The sequence below is a fragment of the Enterobacter cloacae complex sp. AR_0002 genome (assembly GCF_001922365.1).
GTDB lineage: Bacteria > Pseudomonadota > Gammaproteobacteria > Enterobacterales > Enterobacteriaceae > Enterobacter > Enterobacter hormaechei_C.
In genome coordinates this window covers 1,516,618-1,533,902 of sequence record NZ_CP018814.1, presented here as the reverse complement: position 1 = coordinate 1,533,902, position 17,285 = coordinate 1,516,618, and the positions used below count along the sequence as shown (strand labels likewise).

Below are 17,285 nucleotides of genomic sequence, written 5' to 3'. Positions count from 1 at the left end.
GCAGTGCGCATTATGGCAAATTTTGAGAGGGGATGCAGCAAAACAACGGGCGCATAGTGCGCCCTGAGGGATCAATTGCCCAGACCGCGACCAGCGTCTTTGGCTTCAATCAGTTCGATTTTATAACCGTCCGGATCTTCCACAAACGCAATGACGGTGGTACCGCCTTTAACCGGACCGGCTTCACGGGTGACGTTACCGCCATTGCTGCGGATACGTTCGCAGGCTTCGGCGGCGTTATCCACTTCCAGCGCGATGTGTCCGTAAGCCGTACCCAGCTCATAGCTGTCTACGCCCCAGTTGTAGGTCAGCTCGATGACCGCTTCATCAGATTCCGGGCCGTAACCGACAAACGCCAGAGAGTATTTATATTCCGGATTTTCGCTGGTGCGCAGCAGCTTCATGCCCAGAACGTTAGTGTAGAAATCGATGGAACGTTGCAGGTCGCCAACGCGCAGCATGGTGTGAAGTAGGCGCATAATTTCCTCATTAACCAGTGGAATGGATTATCTTTTTGAACAGAAACGATGTTTTAGTATAGCGGCGAAAGGTCGCCGCTATCAATGTACAAAGCGGGATTACAGTGAAGGGTAGTCGGTATAACCTTCCGCGCCGCCGCCATAGAAACTTTCAGGGCGCTGCGGGTTCAGTTCGGCTTTCTTCTGCAAACGGGCAACCAGATCCGGGTTAGCAATGTAGTCACGGCCAAAGGCCACGGCGTCGATCAGGCCTTTCCCGATCAGATCTTCAGCTTTCTCTGCCGTATACGCGCCCGCCCCGATAATCACGCCGTGGAAGCGCTCGCGCACTTTCTGGCGGAAGGCTTCACTATAAGGCTTGCCGCCTGCCCAGTCCGGCTCGGACATGTGCAGATAGGCGATACCGCGTTTCGCCAGCTCTTCAATCAGATACAGCGCGTCTGCTTCTTCGTTCGGACCGTTGTCGACGTTCTGGAAAGTACCGATCGGGGAGACACGAATACCAATGCGGTCTGCGCTCCACTCATTACAGACAGCATCCACCACTTCAAGCACCAGACGCGCGCGGTTTTCAACGCTGCCGCCGTACTGGTCGGTACGCTGGTTGGAAGAAGGGGACAGGAACTGATGCAGCAGGTAACCGTGCGCAGAGTGCAGCTCAACCAGGTCGAAGCCCGCTTCACGGGCGTTGGCGACGGCCTGACGGAAATCATTCACAATACCCGGGATCTCGTCCAGCTCCAGCGCGCGTGGCGTGGTGGTGTCAACGCGGATCGCATTACCGTTTTCATCGCGCAGGGAAGTGCGGGTATTGGCGTTCAGGGCAGAAGCAGAAACCGGCGCCTGACTGCCAGGCTGGATGCTGCTGTGTGAGATACGTCCGGTGTGCCACAGCTGAACCGCAATACGGCCATCTTCAGCATGAACACCTGCGGTGATTTTTTTCCACGCGGCGATCTGTTCTGGGCTGTGCAGACCCGGCGCACCGGCGTAGCCTTTTGCCTGGGCAGAAATCTGCGTGGCTTCGGAAATAATCAGGCCCGCGCTGGCGCGCTGACGATAATACTCACCCATCAATGGCGTTGGGATATCGCCCGGCTCGATGCTGCGCAGACGGGTGAGTGGGGCCATAAACACGCGGTTTGGGGCAGTAACGGCACCCACTTTCAGTGGGGTAAACAGCTTTTCAGCGGACATAATGGCTCCTGAGTAGACCAGTCGACTAGTAAAAGGGTAAATAAAAACGCCGGCTACACGCCAGGCGCGGTTATACAGTTTTTCACGTGCGCCAGCGCGCTTTCGAGCGGCACGGCGCTGCGAGACATTTTTGCTTGCAGGTTGGCGCCTAACCAGAGGGAATAGAGCACCTGTGCCTGCGTGAGCGGATCGCCGGAGAAGGAGAGCGTTTTTTCATTGCGCCCGCTCTCCAGCGCCTGAGCCAGCAGGGCAATCACGCCGCTGGCCCCTTTATCCATGGCGGTGCGCATATCTTCGGAGAGATCGCACACTTCGGCAGACAGTTTTACCGTCAGGCAGCCGCTGATGATGCCCTGCTGACAGAACTGCGTCAGCGTTTCCTGATAGTAGTTCAGAACACGATCCCGGTAGTCACCTTCACCGCTGGCGAAGTGGGCTGCCAGGCGCTGATGGTAGCTGGCGTAGTGCCGCTCCAGCATGGCAACGCCGAACGCCTCTTTGGAACGAAAATAGTGATAAAACGATCCCTTAGGTACTTCAGCGGTTTTTAACAACTCGCTAAGCCCCATCCCGGTAAACCCGCGATGCATGCAAAGGCGCTCGCCGGTAGCCAGCAAATGTTCTCGTGTATCGTGTTCAGTGTGTCTGCTCATGCCCTTACTCTAATAGACCGTTCGGTCTAATGCAAGCCCGCTTAGCGACGACACTGCGACAGAATATCCAGCTGCGGCTGATAAACCGCTGATTTCACGTCCATCATGCCCAGAACGGTGGCGAATAAATTGTCCTGTGAAACCGCCTCTTTTGCGGCATGGTCACGCAGGCAATCCGTGTTTACGCCGAAGTTTTTCGCATAATCCGGGGAGAGCCAGAACATAAAAGGAATATGCGTTTGCTGCTCCGGGGCCAGCATATACGGCGTACCGTGCAGGTAAATTCCGCTTTCGCCCAGCGATTCACCGTGATCGGAGAGGTAAATGAGCGCCGTGTTCATGTTGGCCTGCCGGGCTTTCAGTGCGTCGATGGTTCGGCTGACGACGCTGTCGGTATACAGAATCGTGTTGTCATAGGTATTGATCAGCGACTGATGATCGCAATCCTGAATTTCATTGGTATCGCAGGTTGGGGTGAACTTGCGGAAGCTGTCGGGGTAGCGTTTGTAATAGGCCGGACCGTGGCTGCCCATCAGGTGAATAACCAGAACCGTATCCTGCTTTATTCCATCCAGCACGTTGTCCAGGCGGTACAGGTTAACGTCGTCGATACAGGATTTGTCCTTACAGAACTGATCCAGTTTCCACTGGGTCATGTCCGTGTGCGGCACGCGGTCGCAGGCGCCTTTACACCCGCCGTCGTTATCGCGCCACAGCAGGTTGAACCCGGCGTGGTTAAGCACATCAAGCAGACCTTCCTGATGATGGGCGAGGTCCGCGTCATATTTTTTCCGCGTCATGCCGGAGAACATGCAGGGGACGGAAACAGCGGTTTCCGTGCCACAGGAGGAGGCCCGCGGGAAGTTGATGACATCCTGCTTTTTCAGCTCGGGGTTGGTTTCACGCGGGTAACCATTTAACGAGTAGTTTGCAGCGCGGGAGGCTTCGCCCACCACCACAACCAGCACGGTTTTCTTGCGTTGGCTGGCAATCAGCGCGCCTTTATGAGCATCTTCGCCAATGCGGACCAGCGTCTGGTCGCCGGCAAACCAGCGCATTTTGCTGTATTTCACCACGGCGCTCACGTAATTCGCCGGGGTGACCATTTTTACGATGCTTTTGTTATTGCGGAACAGCGAAGCATAGTCTTTATAGAACACTGACGCGACCAGGATGATCACCAGCAGCGCACCCAACATAGCGGCGAAGCGCGTCAGGAGGGCATACCACCATTTTCCGGTGCGAATGCGCGTCAGGGCTAACACAACAGATGGAACCAGACCCGCTACGACCAGCCACAGGATCATCTGCGGCGTCACCAGGGCTGTCGCTTCCTGAGAATTAGTCTCGAACACGTTCACAATCATGTTCTGATCGATAACCGCGCCATAGGTATACATAAACCAGGTCGCGGCGGCACATCCCAGGGTCAGGACAATCAGGAGCGGCTTACGAATATAGGGGATATTTAACAGGCTGAAGACAATCACCCAGCCGCAGAACAGTACCAGCGGCACGCTGGCAGCAAACAGGACATCGTGCAGATGCGCAGGCGCAATAATTGACCAGCTGCGCTGGATAAACAGTGCATTCAGTACGGTAAAGAAAAATGCACAGCCCAGAGTAAATTTTATATCGTTACAGTGTAACTTTTTTGCGAACCACATGATGAGCAGACCATTCGTTATATCAATGCGGCGAGTATAAGAATGGAAGATTAGCGAAACCTTAATGTCCTGTTTGTGGCAGACATCCTTGCATGCAAGCCATTTAGGGTCTTCACTGTAGGGAATAATGACGTTCTGGAGGTAAGTGTGGCAGAGCAACTGGAATTTTTCCCTGTCCAGAGCCCGTGCCGGGGTATTTGCCAGGTTGATGAACGAGGATACTGTCGTGGCTGCATGCGCACGCGCGATGAACGTTTTAACTGGCAAAATTTCAGCGACGCGCAAAAGCAGGAGGTCTTACGGCTTTGCCGACAGCGTCTGCTGCGTAAAATTCGTGCAAACAAAGCGGTTGAACCCGAAGAACCTCAGCAACCTTCACTGTTTTAGCAGGGTAATTGCGTATACTGGTGACATGACTTCCTTGAGGAAAATGTTATGGTTCAGCGTATTACCCTTGCCCCACAGGGCCCGGAATTCTCCCGATTTGTTATGGGCTACTGGCGCCTCATGGACTGGAATATGTCTCCGGTCCAGCTGGCGGACTTTATAGAAGAGCATCTCGATCTCGGGATCACCACCGTCGATCACGCTGATATTTATGGCGGCTATCAGTGCGAGGCCGCCTTTGGCGAAGCGCTGAAGCGTGCGCCGGGGCTGCGTGAACGAATGGAGATTGTGACCAAATGCGGTATTGCCACCACAGCAAAACCGGAGCATGCGCTTGGACATTACATCACTGACAGCGCGCATATCGTTAAAAGCGCCGAGCAGTCACTGGTCAACCTGGCCACAGATCGTATCGACCTGCTGCTGATCCACCGTCCCGACCCGTTGATGGATGCGGATGAGGTCGCGGAAGCCTTCCTGACGCTGCACCAGAGCGGCAAAGTGCGCCATTTTGGCGTGTCTAACTTCACCCCGGCACAGTTTGCGCTATTGCAGTCTCGCCTGCCGTTTACGCTGGCGACGAATCAGGTGGAGATCTCGCCTGTTCATCAGCCGCTGCTGCTGGATGGCACGCTCGACCAACTGCAACAGCTGCGCATCCGTCCAATGGCATGGTCTTGCCTGGGAGGCGGCCGTCTGTTTAACGATGAGGCATTCCAGCCGCTGCGTAACGAGCTTGAAACGGTGGCGCGCGAACTGAATGCGGAGAGTATCGAGCAGGTGGTTTACGCCTGGATCCTGCGCCTGCCGTCTAAACCGCTGCCAATTATTGGCTCCGGCAAAATTGAGCGTGTCCGCGCTGCGCTTGTTGCTGAGGAGCTGGATATGACGCGTCAGCAGTGGTTCCGCATTCGTAAGGCGGCGCTGGGCTACGACGTACCCTGAGCACGCCTGAACCTGACTTTCCGGTGAAATCTGCGCCTCTGGTATAGACTTAAGGTGCAAAAAATAACCCGTGGAGGTCATATGAAGCGTTTTGCTCTGGCAATGGTCACGCTGGTTGTTTGCGCAGGGGCGCAGGCAGCCAGCGAGGACGTTGAAATGAATCTCGTCACTTCTCAGGGGGTAGGTCAGTCCATCGGGACGGTGAAAATCACCGAAACCGATAAAGGGCTGGAATTTGCTCCCGATCTCAAGGCTCTTCCACCCGGCGAACATGGTTTTCACGTTCATGCTAAAGGCAGCTGTCAACCCGCGATGAAAGAGGGGAAACCAACAGCTGCGGAAGCCGCAGGGGGGCATCTCGACCCGCAGAACTCCGGTAAGCATGAAGGCCCGGAAGGGATGGGGCACCTCGGCGATCTGCCGGTGCTGGTGGTAAATAACGATGGTAAAGCCACCGATCCGGTTGTGGCGCCACGACTCAAAAAGCTTGACGAGGTCAAAGGCAAGGCGCTGATGATCCACGTGGGCGGCGATAACATGTCCGATCAACCTAAACCGCTTGGCGGCGGCGGGGCGCGCTATGCCTGCGGGGTGATCTGATCGCCAATCGTTCCGGGTGGCGGCGCCTGTTCAAGCTGTGACAGGGAGCAGTGCAGCCGCCAGATAATGGATGCCAGATCGCGGGCCGCAGGCTGATGATGGTGCGCCAGCGTGTCGCAAATACGCTGAAGCTCGGCGAGCGTGACGCTCAGGGGGCGCTGCTGCACCCCGCGCTCGCTCATCACATCGCGGAGCATGGAAATACAGTTATCACGGACCTGCGACAGCGGATCGGAACGCGTCTCCCAGGCGCGCAACTGCCACACCACGTGCGAACAGTTTAGCAGCACCACGCCCCAGCGCAGTAGCCAGCGACGGGAGAGTGAATCCTGGCTGTTATTCAGCTGGCTGACATGATGGTAAACCAGCGATTCATACTCGCTTTCGCGCAGATGCGGCCTGCGGCTCAGCTGATCGACAAAACCCCTGCGCAACTCCCGAATATGCCTGCGGCTTTTACGCGCGTCCGAGCCCGGGCGTAGCACGGCGAAAGCCAGCCACGCCAGCCCCACGCCGAGGATCTTCGCCAGGTTGTCGTTGAGAAAATCAGCGTAATCGTAAACCGGTGGATTCGTTACAGAGATAAATGAGCCCATAAAAACAATTAACTGACCCCACAGACCGGCCAGTTTAGGCATTTGCAGTTTGAGCAACTGCATGGTGGTTAATAGCGGGAAGAGAAATAGCAGAAATTGCCAGAGGTCGGTTATCTGCACCATCAAACCAAATTTCACCACGAAGCTGAACAGCGACAGCAGCACCAGCGTACGCAGCAGAAGCGTCAGGGAGTTAAAGGGGGAAGCGGCGACGGAATAGAGCACGCAGCTGATTGCCGCAAGCGTCAGGGCCGCACTGCCCGCATCCCATTGCGTGGTGATGGCCCATGCGCCTACGGCCGTCAACGCGCAAAACGTACGAAAACCGCTCCACAGCGCCTCCATTGCGTCGGTATGCCGCGCCAGAGCAGGACTACCGGGAACGGAAAATTCGGTGACGGGCGTGGCATTCTCGACGGCTTTTAACCAGCGGCTGCTGCGCAGATACAGGCGGCAGAAATAGTTCAGACGCTGCCAGAAGGCGCGATGCCGGTAGTCATATTCATCCGCTGGGGCGAGCGGCGCGATAATGCGGGCCACGGTATAAATATCGGCATCCGAACGCGCAAGGGTAGCGAGCAGCGCCTCGATAATCTCCCGGGTATGGGCTGGGGGTGCAGGCCAGTTCAGCAACATCCGACGAAGGCTCGAGATCGCGCTCGTCATCCGCAATTGCTGGTGCAGTAAATAGTTCAGAAGCGTGTTCTGGCGACGAAAACGGTAGTGGCTCCAGAAAGCCTGGATGCGCAACAGGTTCATGGTCAGGATCTGGCCGATGACCTTTTCGTGCGCGAGGCGGATGTCATCGCTGCTGTCAGGCTGCCAGAGCAGGCTGGCATGTTCCAGCAAACGTGCGTGCATCGTTTTAAGGGCGGTGATAAGCGTAGTGCCATCTGAGGTACTGGGCAGGATCATCATCATGACGCCCCCGCACAGAATGCCGACCATCACTTCACACACGCGTGCCTGGGCGATATCCCACAGCTCGGTGGTATCCAGCACGTTGACGACCGGAAAGGCGATAATGGCCGCGGTGTAACCCGCCAGTTGAAACGCATAGGCAACGTTATTGGTAAAATGAGCGCAGGCCCAGGTACACAGCCCCAGCCATGCCGACATGCTTAACAAAAAGAGCCAGGGATCGTTCAGAGTATGGCCGGCAAGAAGCAGTGCGGCGGTTGCCCCCAGCAGGCTACCTGCCACGCGCCCGAGGCTTTTACTGATAACGCCCCCGACGGTAGGGAAGCTGACGACCGCCGCAGAGGTCATCGCCCAGTAAGGCTCATCCAGATTTAGATAATAGGCAACCGTAAGCGCAAGGCACATGGCGATGCCGTTACGCAGCGCGTAACGCCACTGCGGCCGTGTCGCTTTTATCCACGGCGTATTGCGCCAGGAGAGAGCTCCCAGGTTCATCATCGCGATCCGATGGCGACGGTGCAGGTTGTGCCAGAGACCAGGGTAATGTCTTTCGGCAGTTGATCAAACTCGACGCGAACAGGCACCCGCTGAGCCAGACGCACCCACGGTACGTTGGGTTTGATGTCGGGCACCAGGCCAGAATCGGTTTCCACGCTCTGATCGTAAATTGCCCGACCTATGCTGCTAACGTGACCCTGTAACGTTTCTGCGCCGCTGTAAAGCGTGATTCGGGCAGGCGCTCCCTCGCGGATATGGCGCAGCTTGGTCTCTTCAAAATAACCTACAACATAGAAAGAGCGGCTGTCGACCAGGGCAAAGACCGGCTGGCCTGTGGTGGCGTAATCCCCCACACGGGTCGAGAGGCTCGTGATCCATCCATCCACCGGAGCTTTGACAACGGTCTGGGTCAGTTGCCACTCGGCCTGTTTCAGCGTTGCCTCTGCAACCTTCAGGCTGGCCTGCATGGCTTTTACATTGATATTGGCGGTATCGAGATCTTCCGCAGAGATGTAATTCCTCGACAGATGTCGGCGACGTTCGGCTTCGTTATTGGCTTTTGCCAGATCGGATTGAGCTTTTGCGAGCTGCGCCTGGGCATTGAGCACCGCAATGTGAAAAGGGGTCTCGTCGATGCGGAATAACACATCACCCGCATGAACGAACTGGTTGTCCTTCACCAGCAGCGCGCTGATACTGCCGGACACTTGTGGCGTGATGCTGACCTGTTCCGCGCGGATCTTGCCGTCACGCGTCCAGGGCGACTGCATGTAATAATTCCAGAGCCACCAGCCGGCGATAAGCGCCAGCGCTAAGACGAAAAGAGTGGAAAAATATTTTAACGTTTTCAATGCTATTCTCACCACACGGTTAACACGGCAAGGCCAAGACAGACGGAGAGGGTAAACAGGGAGAGATCCATTAACATCGGGTGCCAGATTTCACCGGAATACATCCAGTCGCGCAGCAGACGATGCGCAATGAGCCAGATCACAAAACCGACCATCACGGCTTTAAACAGTGGCGGAAAGTAGACCGATGCGCCAACAATCAGATCCTGGAGGGGCAACCCTGCGGAGAAGGAAAACAACGTCACAAGCAGCGATCCTTTGCGGTGGAATGAGGGCCACAATGGCAGATTTCAATGCGATGGCGCATTACCGTTCAGTGTAAATCATCCTTTAAGGAATGATGAATACCGTGATTGCATTTGTTTTGGCAATACAAATACTGCAAACTATTCTAAAATCACTATAATCACTTAGCAAGCTAATTATAAGGAGATGAAATTGGAATCGCCATTAGGTTCTGATCTGGCAAGGTTGGTACGCATCTGGCGTGCTCTGATTGACCATCGCCTGAAACCTCTGGGACTCACACAGACGCACTGGGTTACGCTGCACAACATCCATCAGCTTCCGCCCGATCAGTCACAGATCCAATTGGCAAAAGCGATTGGTATTGAACAGCCTTCCCTGGTGCGTACCCTTGACCAGCTGGAAGAGAAGGGACTCATCTCCCGACAAACCTGCGCCAGCGACCGTCGCGCCAAGCGGATCAAATTGACGGAAAAAGCGGCCCCGATTATTACTGAGATGGAAACCGTCATCAGTAAAACGCGAGGGGAGATCCTGGCCGGTATTTCACCCGCTGAGCTGGAGATGCTGATCGGACTCATCGCCCGTCTTGAGCAAAACATCCACGATTTACAGTCGCGCGACTGACGTTGTTCACTGGCCTTGCTCGTGCAAGGCCTTTGTCATGTTCTGAACACCACCACCCGGTTGCGGCCCGTCTCTTTTGCCTCGTACATGGCTTTATCCGCGCTTTCCACACAGGTTTCAGCGCTGGTTTCCGGCGAGGTAGCGGTGAATACTCCCATACTAATGGTAATCGGTTCCGGAAGCTGCCCACCGCTGCTGGCCTTGTCAAACCCGCTCAACTTGAGGCGAATACGTTCGGCAACCTGATGCGCGACATCGGACGGTGTATTTGTCAGCATGAGCACAAACTCTTCGCCGCCGATCCGCGCCGCGATATCCTGCGGTCGCACCGAATCGGTCAACAGGTTTGAGACAAACTGTAAAACCCTATCCCCCTGCAAATGACCGTAGCAGTCGTTAATGCGTTTAAAACGGTCAAGATCGCTCACGACCACCGACACCGGATGTGTCACCGTGGCCGTGTTTAGCGCGTGATTTAATGAATCATAGAAATAGCTGCGATTATAAAGACGGGTGAGGGGGTCGCGGATGGAATTTTGATAAGACTGCTGATATTTTACATGCGAGTCACGATACAAATTAAATACGTCGGAAAGTAAGATGAAAATAATCATTAACGTAGCGACAGTTTCGAATAACCGTGCCCGGTACCATGAAATATCTTCAGCGTGTCCGCCTAACAATAGCATGAGCAGAGTGACGATATAACAGACACATAAAAAATTGCCGCCGACCCAAAACAAATTCCTCACGCGGGTAATGGCCAACAGGGTGATTAACGTTACTACCCACAGGACGATCAAAATGATATTGATCGCCTGGCTCCAGAGAACCATAAACTGTCGGGTTTCATTATCCACCAGGTCCAGTGTGAGCAGGGTTGAATGGCTGGAATAGAACAATGCCAGCCCAAGCATACAGCCCGTAAAGAGCGAGGCGCCGACAACGATACCAACATGGGCGCTTCGTGAGAGCGCAGAATTGCGCAGGGTATACAGTAATGCTGCGACGATCATCAGCACCGCCATTAAAAAGTGGCGGAACATGTAGAAAATCATGGCGTCGTTATAGTTCGCTTCGTTGAACTGATAGAGATCAAGCCAGGCCGGGAAGCTGGCCAGTGTCCCCACCATCAGTAACGCCGAACCGGCAAAGGCCAGGGCAATGGGAACAAGATATAATCGCCTTTTGTCGCACCAGTATTTCATTGCCATAAAACAGGCAATAAACAGATGGAACACCAGAAGAAATATCGTCAGCGTAGGGAAAAACAAAGGTGAAAACGAAGGAACCCATTCAACAAGTTTTATAAAAAAACCTTGTAATACGGCAATGATAACAATGCACCCAAGCGCGAAGGCCACAAAGCGGTTCTTTACAAATCGACAGATCGCAAGCATAGAGAATTTAAAAATTAAAAAAGGAAAAAGAGATTGCGAAGAGTCTAAGCGAGGGAAATAAAAAATACTTTGCGCACGGACAAGAACGGGTGAAATGAATAATTCACCATGTGAATATATTGTGCCAATATATTATTGGAAATGATGATTTTGGTAAATGGATGCGGTCTGAAAGACCACATCCATCAGGATATTAACGCGGGGAGACGGTGACCTGGCTGCCGTTGCTTGCAAGAACAACACGCTGGCCAGCAGAGAAGCGGGTGTTACCCTGTTTCTGCACAACCATAATAGTGCTGCCATCGTCTTTGCGGATTTCCAGCTCAACGCCCTGAGTTTTGTTCATCGCACCCTGAACGCCCTGACCCGCTACGCCGCCTGCAACTGCGCCCGCTGCGGTCGCCAGAGAACGTCCGGTGCCGCCGCCAATGGTATTACCCAGGAAACCACCCAGCACAGCACCGCCGATTGCGCCCACCACGTTCGTGTCATCGCCACCCTGAATCTGAACAGGACGGGCATTAACGATAGTACCGTATGTCACGTTCTGTACCTGTTTAGCTTCAGAAGCACTATATACGTCGCCGGAGAGTGAACTGTCATTCACACAACCCGCCAGTGTTAAACCAATCAGCGAAACGCCCAGTACACGTAAAATCATTTGACTCTCCTGTTCACCAAAAAACGCCCGGTTGGGGCATCCGTTATGGCTAAATTATATGGCATTCCTGACCACAGTTCATATCTTTGCATGCCGAATAAATAAATTTTACCTGAACAGGGCTTAACGGGACATAAACAAACATCGCCTGTGCTACAGGTCTGAGATTGTTAAAAATTATTATCACCGCATAGCAAAGCCGCGTTATTTATGATGGAGTGTTTGCACTTAGCCCATGTAACGTAAGGAAAGCGCATGAAATCGGGTCGCTATATCGGTGTGATGTCTGGTACCAGTCTTGACGGTGTGGATGTCGTTCTGGCCGCCATTGATGAAAACATGGTGGCGCAGCAGGCAAGCCTGACCTGGCCAATTCCGGTCTCGTTAAAAGAAGAGATCCTGAACATCTGCCAGGGGCAACAGCTGACGCTTTCCCAACTGGGCCAACTGGATGTGCGTCTGGGGGCGCTGTTTGCTGATGCGGTACTGGCCCTGATGCAGCAGGAAAGACTCCACCCGCAGGACATCGTGGCAATAGGCTGCCATGGGCAGACCGTCTGGCATGAACCTGTCGGCGAGGCGCCGCACACGATGCAAATTGGCGATAACAACCAGATTGTGGCAAAAACCGGCGTAACGGTGGTGGGTGATTTCCGTCGTCGCGATATGGCCCTCGGCGGGCAGGGGGCGCCGCTGGTTCCGGCATTTCATCAGGCGCTGCTGGCGCACCCGGTAGAGCGCAGGATGGTCCTGAACATCGGCGGGATCGCCAACCTGTCGATGCTTATTCCCGGGCAGCCCGTGCGGGGGTACGATACCGGACCCGGTAATATGCTGATGGATGCCTGGATTTGGCGTCAGAGCGGTAAAGCCTATGACAAAGACGCGCAGTGGGCCAGCCAGGGGAAAGTGATCCTTCCCTTGCTGCAAACCCTGTTAAGCGATCCTTTCTTTGCTCTGCCTGCGCCAAAAAGCACGGGGCGGGAATATTTCAACTACGGCTGGCTTGAACGTCAGCTGGCGCGCTTCCCCGGCCTTGCGCCTCAGGATGTTCAGGCTACGCTGACGGAGCTCACCGCGGTGTCGATCTCTGAACAGGTGTTGCTGAGCGGCGGGTGTGAGCGCTTGCTGGTATGCGGAGGCGGAAGCCGAAACCCGCTGGTGATGGCACGCCTCGCCGCCTTGCTGCCGGGCACCGAAGTCACGACCACTGATGAAGCCGGGATCAGCGGAGACGATATGGAAGCGCTGGCCTTCGCCTGGCTTGCCTGGCGTACGGTTGCCGGTCTGCCGGGTAATTTACCCTCCGTAACCGGTGCGCGGGAGGCGAGTGTCCTCGGGGCCATTTTCCCCGCAAACCCGCGCCATAATCAGAGTTAACTGAAATTCAGCGGGAGGCGTAACCCGTAAAATAGGGAAAAACAGGAGGGCGGTTAGGCCCTCCAGGACCAGGATAGTCTTCGGAATCTGCCCATGAAAAAACTTCTTCTCATTGCTGTACCTTTTCTTATGACCGGATGCAGCGTCTATAACCAGTTCGTTGAGCGTATGCAAACCGATACGCTGGAATATCGTTGTGATGAAAAACCGCTGACGGTGAAGCTGAACAACCCGCGTCAGGAAGCCAGCTTTGTTTATGACAATAAGTTGTTGACGCTGAAGCAGGGAATGTCGGCCTCCGGTGCGCGCTACTCAGACGGGATCTACGTCTTCTGGTCGAAAGGCGACAGCGCCACCGTCTACAAGCGTGACCGCATTGTGCTGAACGATTGTCAGCTTCAAAATCCGAAGCGTTGAGATTTTTGAAGGGGGCGCGCACAATAGCGCCACCCAATCTCACTTTCAGCTAACGCCATGTCAGATAACGACGAACTACAGCAAATTGCGCATCTGCGCCGTGAATACACCAAAGGCGGTTTGCGACGCCAGGATCTTCCCGCCGAACCGCTGGTGCTTTTTGAACGCTGGCTGAAGCAGGCCTGCGAAGCGAAACTGGCCGACCCGACGGCGATGGTCGTTGCCACGGTTGATGAAAATGGTCAGCCGTATCAACGCATCGTTCTTCTCAAGCATTATGACGAGAAAGGGCTGGTGTTCTACACCAACCTGGGCAGTCGTAAAGCGCATCACCTTGAAAATAATCCGCGTATTAGCCTGCTCTTCCCGTGGCATATGCTTGAGCGCCAGGTGATGGTTACCGGCAAGGCGGAGCGCCTCTCTACGCTTGAAGTGGTGAAATATTTCCACAGCCGCCCGCGCGACAGTCAGATCGGTGCCTGGGTCTCTAAACAGTCCAGCCGCATCTCAGCCCGCGGCGTGCTGGAGAGTAAATTCCTCGAACTCAAACAGAAGTTTCAGCAGGGTGAAGTACCGCTGCCGAGTTTCTGGGGCGGGTTCCGCATCCCCATTGAGCAGATGGAATTCTGGCAGGGCGGTGAACACCGTCTCCACGACCGCTTTTTATACCAGCGCGACAACGGTGGCTGGAAAATCGACAGACTGGCACCGTAATCCCCAAAATTTGTTGATTTAAGCGCTAGCGCACACCGCGCTGGCGCTTTATTCTATGGTCCTTTCGCATCAGGCGAAAAGTCGTGTACCGGCAAAGGTGCAGTCGTTTATACATGGAGAATTTGATGGCAAGCAGTAACTTGATTAAACAATTGCAAGAGCGGGGCCTCGTGGCCCAGGTGACGGACGAGGAAGCGTTAGCAGAGCGACTGGCGCAAGGCCCGATCGCGCTCTATTGCGGCTTCGATCCCACCGCTGACAGCTTGCATTTGGGGCATCTTGTTCCATTGTTATGCCTGAAACGCTTCCAGATGGCCGGCCATAAGCCTGTCGCTCTGGTTGGCGGCGCGACCGGTCTGATTGGCGACCCAAGTTTCAAAGCCGCTGAGCGTAAGCTGAATACCGAAGACACCGTGCAGGAGTGGGTGGATAAGATCCGTAAACAGGTTGCACCGTTCCTGGATTTCGACTGCGGTGATAACTCTGCGATTGCGGCGAACAACTACGACTGGTTTGGTGGCATGAACGTGCTGACGTTCCTGCGTGACATCGGCAAACACTTCTCTGTTAACCAGATGATTAACAAAGAAGCAGTGAAGCAGCGTCTTAACCGTGACGACCAAGGTATCTCTTTCACCGAGTTCTCCTACAACCTGTTGCAGGGGTATGACTTCGCCTGCCTGAACAAGCTGCACGGCGTATCTCTGCAAATTGGCGGTTCCGACCAGTGGGGTAACATCACCTCCGGTATCGATCTGACCCGTCGCCTCCACCAGAATCAGGTGTTTGGTCTGACCGTGCCGTTGATCACCAAAGCAGACGGTACCAAGTTCGGTAAGACCGAAGGTGGCGCGGTATGGCTGGATCCGAAGAAAACCAGCCCGTATAAATTCTACCAGTTCTGGATCAACACGGCGGATGCCGACGTTTATCGCTTCCTGAAGTTCTTCACCTTTATGAATATCGAAGAAATCAATGCGCTGGAAGAAGAAGACAAGAACAGCGGTAAAGCACCACGCGCCCAGTACGTGCTGGCGGACGAAGTAACCAAACTGGTTCACGGCGAAGAAGGTCTGGCGGCAGCGAAACGCATTACGGCGAGCCTGTTCAACGGGACCCTGAGCGATTTAAGCGAAGCGGATTTCGAACAGCTGGCGCAGGATGGCGTACCGATGGTAGAGATGGAAAAAGGCGCCGATCTGATGCAGGCGCTGGTGGACTCCGAGCTCCAGCCGTCTCGCGGTCAGGCGCGTAAAACCATCGCCTCTAACGCGATCACCATTAATGGCGAAAAACAGGCCGATCCGGAATATACCTTTACCGAGAACGACCGTCTCTATGGTCGCTACACGCTGCTGCGTCGCGGTAAGAAAAATTACTGCCTGGTCTGCTGGAAGTAATTAAAAGTATGCAGGGGCGTGGGAAACCACGCCCCTTTTGTTTTGACAGGGTTTGGTAAGTACAACATGAAGAACATCCTCGCCATTCAGTCCCACGTTGTGTTTGGACATGCTGGCAACAGCGCTGCGGAATTCCCGATGCGCCGCCTCGGCGTTAATGTCTGGCCCCTCAATACCGTCCAGTTTTCGAATCACACCCAGTACGGTAAATGGACCGGCTACGTGATGCCGCCGTCGCATCTGACGGAAATCGTTCAGGGGATTGCGGATATCGACCAGCTTAAACGCTGCGATGCCGTACTGAGCGGCTATCTGGGTTCGGCGGAGCAGGGGGAACATATCCTCGGCATTGTGCGCCAGGTGAAAGCGGCAAACCCCGCGGCGAAATATTTCTGCGATCCGGTGATGGGACATCCTGAAAAAGGCTGCATCGTAGCGCCGGGCGTTGCGGAGTTTCATGTCCGTCATGCATTGCCCGCCAGCGATATTATTGCCCCCAACCTGATTGAACTGGAGATCCTCAGCGAGCATCCGGTTAACAGCGTAGAAGAGGCTGTAAGCGCCTCTCGCGAGCTGATCGCCCAGGGGCCAGAGATTGTGCTGGTTAAGCACCTGGCACGCGCAGGGTTGAGCCAGGACCGTTTTGAAATGCTGCTGGTGACGAAGGATGAAGCCTGGCATATCAGTCGACCGCTGGTGGATTTCGGTACACGTCAGCCTGTCGGGGTCGGGGATGTGACCAGCGGTTTGCTGCTGGTGAAGCTATTGCAGGGCGCGAGCCTGCGCGATGCGCTGGAGCACGTCACCGCAGCCGTTTATGAAATCATGATTGCGACGAAGACGATGCAGGAATATGAGCTCCAGGTCGTCGCGGCACAGGATCGCATCGCGAAGCCGGAGCACTATTTTAGCGCAACGCAGCTATAGACACTGCCCGGCGGCGCTGCGCTTGCACGGGCCTACGGAATTTGTAGGCCGGGTAAGCGTCAGCGCCACCCGGCTCCTCAGGCCGCTCCGTTAATTCAACCCTTCCGCTTTCAGCGCCGCCGCCACCGCAGGACGCTCCGCCACGCGCGTCATATACGATGCGACATGGTCTAATCCTTCCATGTTCAACTTAACCGCGCGCGCCCAGCGCAGAACGGTAAACAGATAGGCATCGGCGATAGTGAAACGCGAGCCACAGATCCACTGGTCGTCTTTCAGCGCGTCGTTAACGTACTGCAACTTTTTCTCCAGCAGCGCGCGCACGGTAGGTTTGTACTCTTCTGGCGTGTCCGGGCGGAACAGGGGCGTAAAGCCTTTGTGCAGTTCGGTGGCAATATAGTTCAGCCACTCCAGCGTCTTATAACGCGCAATGCTGCCGGTGGGGGCAAGGAGCTGACGATCCGGTACGTTGTCCGCCAGGAATTGCATAATCGCCACCCCTTCGGTCAGCAGGATGCCATCATCCAGCAGCAGGGCCGGAACCTGCCCTTTTGGGTTAATCGCAAAAAAGTCATCCCCGTTTTCCAGGCGCTTTTTCATCAGGTCAACGCCGTCCAGCGTGAAATCTTTACCGCTCTCGCGAAGCGTAATATGGGAAGCAAGAGAGCAGGCGCCCGGTTTATAGAACAGTTTCATCGGTAACTCCTTTTTGCTGAGGT

The 17,285-nt window shown here is 54.9% G+C and carries 19 protein-coding genes; 9 read left to right on the top strand and 10 right to left on the bottom strand.

What is annotated here, in order from left to right; genetic code table 11:
- Window positions 1-71: 71 nt before the first annotated feature.
- The 4 genes from gloA to eptA form a co-directional block, all read right to left on the bottom strand.
- Window positions 72-479 carry a lactoylglutathione lyase gene (gloA, locus tag AM329_RS07495; protein WP_003857623.1) on the bottom strand — a complete coding sequence of 136 codons (408 nt, stop codon included), beginning with the start codon at window positions 477-479 and terminating at the stop codon, window positions 72-74.
- A 99-nt stretch (window positions 480-578) separates the two neighbouring features.
- Window positions 579-1,676 carry an alkene reductase gene (locus AM329_RS07490; RefSeq protein ID WP_023324540.1) on the bottom strand — a complete coding sequence of 366 codons (1,098 nt, stop codon included), beginning with the start codon at window positions 1,674-1,676 and terminating at the stop codon, window positions 579-581.
- A 53-nt stretch (window positions 1,677-1,729) separates the two neighbouring features.
- The gene (locus AM329_RS07485; protein WP_003857618.1) at window positions 1,730-2,329 is read right to left on the bottom strand and encodes a TetR/AcrR family transcriptional regulator; all 600 of its coding nucleotides are present in this window, start codon (window positions 2,327-2,329) and stop codon (window positions 1,730-1,732) included.
- A 41-nt stretch (window positions 2,330-2,370) separates the two neighbouring features.
- Entirely contained in the window at window positions 2,371-3,996 is a 1,626-nt protein-coding gene (eptA, locus tag AM329_RS07480) for a phosphoethanolamine transferase EptA (RefSeq protein WP_032609060.1), read from the bottom strand.
- A gap of 147 nt (window positions 3,997-4,143) precedes the next feature.
- Between eptA and AM329_RS07475 the strand changes: the two genes are divergently transcribed.
- The 3 genes from AM329_RS07475 (at window position 4,144) to sodC (ending at window position 5,928) form a co-directional block, all read left to right on the top strand.
- Window positions 4,144-4,383, top strand: coding sequence for a DUF1289 domain-containing protein (locus AM329_RS07475; RefSeq protein ID WP_003857614.1), 240 nt, complete (start codon window positions 4,144-4,146; stop codon window positions 4,381-4,383).
- Between the two features lie 48 nt (window positions 4,384-4,431).
- Window positions 4,432-5,328 (top strand): aldo/keto reductase family oxidoreductase, encoded by an 897-nt coding sequence (locus tag AM329_RS07470; RefSeq protein ID WP_023313962.1) that lies wholly within the window; start codon window positions 4,432-4,434, stop codon window positions 5,326-5,328.
- 81 nt (window positions 5,329-5,409) lie between these two features.
- Window positions 5,410-5,928, top strand: coding sequence for a superoxide dismutase [Cu-Zn] SodC (gene sodC / locus AM329_RS07465; RefSeq protein WP_032609061.1), 519 nt, complete (start codon window positions 5,410-5,412; stop codon window positions 5,926-5,928).
- On the opposite strand, the gene AM329_RS07460 is transcribed toward sodC, so the two are convergent.
- From AM329_RS07460 to AM329_RS07450, 3 genes are read right to left on the bottom strand one after another with little or no spacing between them, the layout of a single operon-like run.
- A complete protein-coding gene (locus tag AM329_RS07460; protein ID WP_032610210.1) occupies window positions 5,907-7,940 on the bottom strand; it encodes an FUSC family protein in 2,034 nt (677 codons plus the stop codon). The two genes, sodC and AM329_RS07460, sit on opposite strands and share 22 nt — an antisense overlap.
- Window positions 7,940-8,800: an HlyD family secretion protein gene (locus tag AM329_RS07455; RefSeq protein WP_032610212.1), complete on the bottom strand. Its 861-nt coding sequence runs from the start codon at window positions 8,798-8,800 to the stop codon at window positions 7,940-7,942. The genes AM329_RS07460 and AM329_RS07455 overlap by 1 nt, the downstream gene beginning before the upstream one ends.
- Window positions 8,801-8,802: 2 nt before the next feature.
- Complete coding sequence (locus AM329_RS07450; RefSeq protein ID WP_003857607.1) at window positions 8,803-9,039, bottom strand: DUF1656 domain-containing protein; 237 nt, start codon at window positions 9,037-9,039, stop codon at window positions 8,803-8,805.
- 187 nt (window positions 9,040-9,226) lie between these two features.
- Between AM329_RS07450 and slyA the strand changes: the two genes are divergently transcribed.
- Window positions 9,227-9,667 carry a transcriptional regulator SlyA gene (slyA, locus tag AM329_RS07445; protein WP_032609062.1) on the top strand — a complete coding sequence of 147 codons (441 nt, stop codon included), beginning with the start codon at window positions 9,227-9,229 and terminating at the stop codon, window positions 9,665-9,667.
- Window positions 9,668-9,702: 35 nt separating this feature from the next.
- Here the strand turns inward: slyA and AM329_RS07440 are convergent, their stop codons facing one another.
- Complete coding sequence (locus AM329_RS07440; RefSeq protein ID WP_023313968.1) at window positions 9,703-11,067, bottom strand: GGDEF domain-containing protein; 1,365 nt, start codon at window positions 11,065-11,067, stop codon at window positions 9,703-9,705.
- Between the two features lie 193 nt (window positions 11,068-11,260).
- Entirely contained in the window at window positions 11,261-11,728 is a 468-nt protein-coding gene (gene slyB, locus AM329_RS07435; protein WP_003857604.1) for an outer membrane lipoprotein SlyB, read from the bottom strand.
- A 255-nt stretch (window positions 11,729-11,983) separates the two neighbouring features.
- On the opposite strand from slyB, the gene anmK reads away from it, so the two are divergent.
- From anmK to pdxY, 5 genes are all read left to right on the top strand, one after another.
- Window positions 11,984-13,108 carry an anhydro-N-acetylmuramic acid kinase gene (gene anmK / locus AM329_RS07430; RefSeq protein ID WP_022650944.1) on the top strand — a complete coding sequence of 375 codons (1,125 nt, stop codon included), beginning with the start codon at window positions 11,984-11,986 and terminating at the stop codon, window positions 13,106-13,108.
- A 93-nt stretch (window positions 13,109-13,201) separates the two neighbouring features.
- A complete protein-coding gene (mliC, locus tag AM329_RS07425) occupies window positions 13,202-13,525 on the top strand; it encodes a C-type lysozyme inhibitor (RefSeq protein WP_023324546.1) in 324 nt (107 codons plus the stop codon).
- Window positions 13,526-13,582: 57 nt separating this feature from the next.
- On the top strand, window positions 13,583-14,239 hold the full coding sequence (gene pdxH / locus AM329_RS07420) for a pyridoxamine 5'-phosphate oxidase (RefSeq protein ID WP_003857601.1): 657 nt from the start codon (window positions 13,583-13,585) through the stop codon (window positions 14,237-14,239).
- Between the two features lie 125 nt (window positions 14,240-14,364).
- The gene (gene tyrS / locus AM329_RS07415; RefSeq protein ID WP_023313971.1) at window positions 14,365-15,639 is read left to right on the top strand and encodes a tyrosine--tRNA ligase; all 1,275 of its coding nucleotides are present in this window, start codon (window positions 14,365-14,367) and stop codon (window positions 15,637-15,639) included.
- Between the two features lie 66 nt (window positions 15,640-15,705).
- Entirely contained in the window at window positions 15,706-16,566 is an 861-nt protein-coding gene (gene pdxY, locus AM329_RS07410; RefSeq protein WP_032609064.1) for a pyridoxal kinase PdxY, read from the top strand.
- A gap of 90 nt (window positions 16,567-16,656) precedes the next feature.
- Here pdxY and gstA read toward each other — a convergent pair whose 3' ends face one another.
- Window positions 16,657-17,262 (bottom strand): glutathione transferase GstA, encoded by a 606-nt coding sequence (gstA, locus tag AM329_RS07405; protein WP_032609065.1) that lies wholly within the window; start codon window positions 17,260-17,262, stop codon window positions 16,657-16,659.
- Between the last annotated feature and the right edge of the window lie 23 nt (window positions 17,263-17,285).

Bases quoted from the DNA above. Each gene is read 5' to 3' on its own strand.
- tyrS (WP_023313971.1), top strand. From the start codon at position 14,365: ATGGCAAGCAGTAACTTGATTAAACAATTGCAAGAGCGGGGCCTCGTG.
- slyA (WP_032609062.1), top strand. From the start codon at position 9,227: ATGAAATTGGAATCGCCATTAGGTTCTGATCTGGCAAGGTTGGTACGC.
- slyB (WP_003857604.1), bottom strand. From the start codon at position 11,728: ATGATTTTACGTGTACTGGGCGTTTCGCTGATTGGTTTAACACTGGCG.
- AM329_RS07440 (WP_023313968.1), bottom strand. From the start codon at position 11,067: ATGCTTGCGATCTGTCGATTTGTAAAGAACCGCTTTGTGGCCTTCGCG.
- AM329_RS07460 (WP_032610210.1), bottom strand. From the start codon at position 7,940: ATGAACCTGGGAGCTCTCTCCTGGCGCAATACGCCGTGGATAAAAGCG.
- AM329_RS07490 (WP_023324540.1), bottom strand. From the start codon at position 1,676: ATGTCCGCTGAAAAGCTGTTTACCCCACTGAAAGTGGGTGCCGTTACT.
- pdxH (WP_003857601.1), top strand. From the start codon at position 13,583: ATGTCAGATAACGACGAACTACAGCAAATTGCGCATCTGCGCCGTGAA.
- anmK (WP_022650944.1), top strand. From the start codon at position 11,984: ATGAAATCGGGTCGCTATATCGGTGTGATGTCTGGTACCAGTCTTGAC.
- eptA (WP_032609060.1), bottom strand. From the start codon at position 3,996: ATGTGGTTCGCAAAAAAGTTACACTGTAACGATATAAAATTTACTCTG.
- AM329_RS07485 (WP_003857618.1), bottom strand. From the start codon at position 2,329: ATGAGCAGACACACTGAACACGATACACGAGAACATTTGCTGGCTACC.
- gstA (WP_032609065.1), bottom strand. From the start codon at position 17,262: ATGAAACTGTTCTATAAACCGGGCGCCTGCTCTCTTGCTTCCCATATT.
- AM329_RS07470 (WP_023313962.1), top strand. From the start codon at position 4,432: ATGGTTCAGCGTATTACCCTTGCCCCACAGGGCCCGGAATTCTCCCGA.
- pdxY (WP_032609064.1), top strand. From the start codon at position 15,706: ATGAAGAACATCCTCGCCATTCAGTCCCACGTTGTGTTTGGACATGCT.
- sodC (WP_032609061.1), top strand. From the start codon at position 5,410: ATGAAGCGTTTTGCTCTGGCAATGGTCACGCTGGTTGTTTGCGCAGGG.
- gloA (WP_003857623.1), bottom strand. From the start codon at position 479: ATGCGCCTACTTCACACCATGCTGCGCGTTGGCGACCTGCAACGTTCC.
- mliC (WP_023324546.1), top strand. From the start codon at position 13,202: ATGAAAAAACTTCTTCTCATTGCTGTACCTTTTCTTATGACCGGATGC.